This window comes from Microvirga sp. P4_G7, from assembly GCF_056401005.1.
In genome coordinates this window covers 1-3,147 of record NZ_JBFUKD010000454.1, presented here as the reverse complement: position 1 = coordinate 3,147, position 3,147 = coordinate 1, and the positions used below count along the sequence as shown (strand labels likewise).

At 61.6% G+C, this 3,147-nt stretch carries 4 protein-coding genes; 1 reads left to right on the top strand and 3 read right to left on the bottom strand.

Annotated elements, in window-relative coordinates; genetic code table 11:
* Positions 1-22 precede the first annotated feature (22 nt).
* From AC1DT3_RS16260 to AC1DT3_RS16250, 3 genes are read right to left on the bottom strand one after another with little or no spacing between them, the layout of a single operon-like run.
* Positions 23-346 (bottom strand): EthD domain-containing protein, encoded by a 324-nt coding sequence (locus tag AC1DT3_RS16260; protein WP_477466284.1) that lies wholly within the window; start codon positions 344-346, stop codon positions 23-25.
* Positions 347-377: 31 nt separating this feature from the next.
* Complete coding sequence (locus AC1DT3_RS16255; protein WP_477466283.1) at positions 378-1,517, bottom strand: acyl-CoA dehydrogenase family protein; 1,140 nt, start codon at positions 1,515-1,517, stop codon at positions 378-380.
* A 21-nt stretch (positions 1,518-1,538) separates the two neighbouring features.
* Positions 1,539-2,705, bottom strand: coding sequence for an acetyl-CoA C-acyltransferase (locus AC1DT3_RS16250; RefSeq protein WP_477466282.1), 1,167 nt, complete (start codon positions 2,703-2,705; stop codon positions 1,539-1,541).
* Between the two features lie 122 nt (positions 2,706-2,827).
* Here AC1DT3_RS16250 and AC1DT3_RS16245 point away from each other — a divergent pair.
* On the top strand, positions 2,828-3,147 hold a 320-nt coding region (locus AC1DT3_RS16245; protein ID WP_477466281.1), incomplete at its 3' end, for a TetR/AcrR family transcriptional regulator.

Genomic DNA, 3,147 nt, shown 5'->3' with positions numbered 1-3,147 from the left:
CTCCAACGCGCCCAGCCATGCCCTAGTCCAGCGGCTTGAAGATCAGTGGAAGCTTCTCCGACGCCATCGCATCGGAAATGACCATCGCGTCCGTACCTGCACGGCGGCCGATCTCGTTTGCGACGCCGGCGAGATCATCAGTTTCGATATCGTATATGGCGAGATACCGGTACGGTGGCGCGCTGACGCGTTGGACGTCCGCCAATTCGTAACGCTGCGCCGACACGATGCCCGGAATATCCAGCACGTCGGGAATGTGACGGTCGGAGTACCACGCGTTGAATGCCTCATCGCGCCCTTCGACCGCGTTCGTAAGGACGATGAACTTGTAGCTTCTGCCGCTCACCTCATAACCTCCGGTCTCGGTTACGCCGCAACTATCCATTGGYGCTCAACTCCCGCGCGATGACCATCCGCTGAATGTCGCTGGTGCCTTCGTAGATTTGGCACACGCGAACGTCGCGATAGATTTTCTCGACTGGGAAATCGGCCATGTATCCGTAGCCGCCATGTATCTGAATCGCGTCGGAGCAAACGCCCTCCGCCATTTCTGAGGCGAAGAGCTTGGCCATGGACGCTTCCTTCAGGGCCGGCAGGCCTGCATCCTTCAGCGCCGCGGCATGCAGCACGAGCTGCCGCGCGGCTTCCACTTTGGTGGCCATGTCGGCGAGGCGGAACGATACGGCTTGATGGCCGGCAATTTTGATCCCGAAGCTTTGTCGTTCACTCGCATAGGCAATTGCCGCCTCCAACGCGGCACGCGCCATCCCGACAGCCTGCGCCGCGATCCCAATGCGCCCACTTTCCAGATTGGAGAGCGCGATGCGATAGCCTTGCCCCTCTTCCCCAAGGAGCAAGTCACTGGTGAGCTCGAGATCGTCGAAGGCAATCTGTGCGGTGTCGGACAGGTGCTGTCCGAGCTTGTGCTCCACACCCACGACGCGATATCCGGGCGTGTCGGTCGGAACGATGAAGGCGCTGATGCCGCGCTTGCCGGCATCGAAATCTGTTACCGCGAAAACGATGGCGACATCCGCGTTCTTGCCTGATGTGACGAATTGCTTGACGCCGTTGATCACGTAACCGACGTCGGTCTTGCGCGCCCGGGTCTTCAAAGCGGAGGCATCGGAACCCGCGTGAGGCTCCGTGAGGCAAAAAGCGCCGAGCCAGCCGCCCTGCGCCATCGACGGAAGAAATCGTTCCTTCTGGGCGACTGTTCCATAGCCGCAGATCGGCCCGCAGCCGACCGAATTGTGAACGCTCATCACGGTCGACAGGGCACCATCGCCTGCAGCGATCTCTTCGATCGCCAAAGCGTAGGAGACGAAATCCGTCTTCGATCCCCCGAATTCCTCCGGGACGAGCATGCCCATGAACCCGAGTCGCCCCATCTCGCGGATTATCTCACGCGGAAAGGTGCGGTTGCGCTCCCATTCGGCGGAATGCGGCTTCAGCCTTTCCTGGGCGAACCGTTGCGCTGTGTCGCGAACCAGACGTTGATCTTCCGTCAAGTGCATCAACGTCTAGCCTCGCGCGCTTCAAATCAGTTCGACGGCGACGGCGGTGGCTTCACCTCCGCCGATGCAGAGTGAGGCGACACCACGTGTCAGGCCCTGCGCGCGCAGAGCCGCCAAAAGGGTCACGAGGATACGCGCGCCGGAACAGCCAATGGGATGTCCAAGCGCGCACGCTCCGCCGTTGACGTTCACCACGTCGTGCGGAATGCTGAGATCGCGCATCGCGGCCATCACGACGACGGCAAACGCCTCGTTGATCTCGTAGAGATCGACATCCGTCGCCCGCCACCCGACTTTGTCGAGCAGCTTCTGGATCGCGAAAACGGGCGCGGTGGTGAACCATGCCGGCGCATGCGCATGGCCGGCATGTCCCTTGATCACCGCCAGGGGCGTGATTCCCCGTTTCTCGGCTTCGGACATGCGCATGACGGCAAGGGCCGCCGCGCCGTCCGAAATGGACGAAGACTGCGCGGCCGTCACAGTACCCCCCTCCCGGAACGCTGGCTTGAGCAGAGGGATTTTCTCCGGCTTCGCCCTTCCAGGTTGCTCGTCGGTGGAGACGCCGTCGACGGCGACGATCTCGGGAGCGAAGCGTCCGCTTTCGATCGCCGCGAGTGCACGCTGCAGCGATGCCAGCGCGAACGCATCCTGAGCCTGGCGCGTAAATTGATAGTGAGCGGCCGTGTCCTCCGCGAATGTCCCCATCGAACGCCCCTTGTCATAGGCATCCTCGAGGCCATCGAGAAACATGTGATCCATGATCCGGCCGTGACCGAGTCGGTATCCGGCCCGCGCTTTTTCAAGGAGGTATGGCGCATTGGTCATGCTCTCCATTCCCCCAGCCAACACGATATCGGCACTTCCGGCTGAAATGAGGTCGGCAGCCAACATGACCGCCTTCATTCCCGAGCCGCAGACCTTGTTGAGGGTGGAACATGGCACGCTGTCAGGGAGACCCGCCCCAATGGCAGCCTGCCGTGCCGGCGCCTGACCGAGCCCCGCCGGAAGGACGCAGCCCATGATGACCTCGTCAACATCCCCGGCATCGAGATCCGCTCTCTGAAGCGCGGCGCCCAGCGAGGTCGACCCGAGCGATGTTGCGGTCACCGACTTGAGAGCGCCCTGGAAACTTCCCAAGGGCGTTCTGGCAGCCGCTGCGATGACGATCGGATCGGTGGCTTGAGGCATTGGCGAGAAGTCTCCTGCATCTCTGGCGAAGGCCAGACCGAGAAACTCATTGACCGGAATTTACTCGCCAGTATATGACCTACTCACGAGAAGAAATCAATCACCCTCTATCGCGACCGGACATGAACGCAAACGTACGACCCTCCCCGTGGCCCAAAGCTGCTGATCGTGAGAAGGAGCGCGGTGAGAAGCGCGAGGCCGTGCTGAAGGCAGCCGTGCAGTGCTTCAATGAKCGTGGTTTTCACGCCACGTCGCTCGACGACGTGGCGATATCGCTGAACGTGACCAAGCCCACGATCTACTACTACTTCGCCAACAAGGACGAGATCCTGTTCGAATGCGTGCGCCTCGGGCTGGAAGGCATCAGGTGCATCGCAGAGGCGGCGGAAGCCCAGGGCGGAAACGGGATGGAGCGTTTGCGAGCCCTCATGCACGGCTACGC

Coding starts and splice junctions, on each gene's coding strand:
- AC1DT3_RS16250 (WP_477466282.1), bottom strand. CDS start 2,705: ATGCCTCAAGCCACCGATCCGATCGTCATCGCAGCGGCTGCCAGAACG.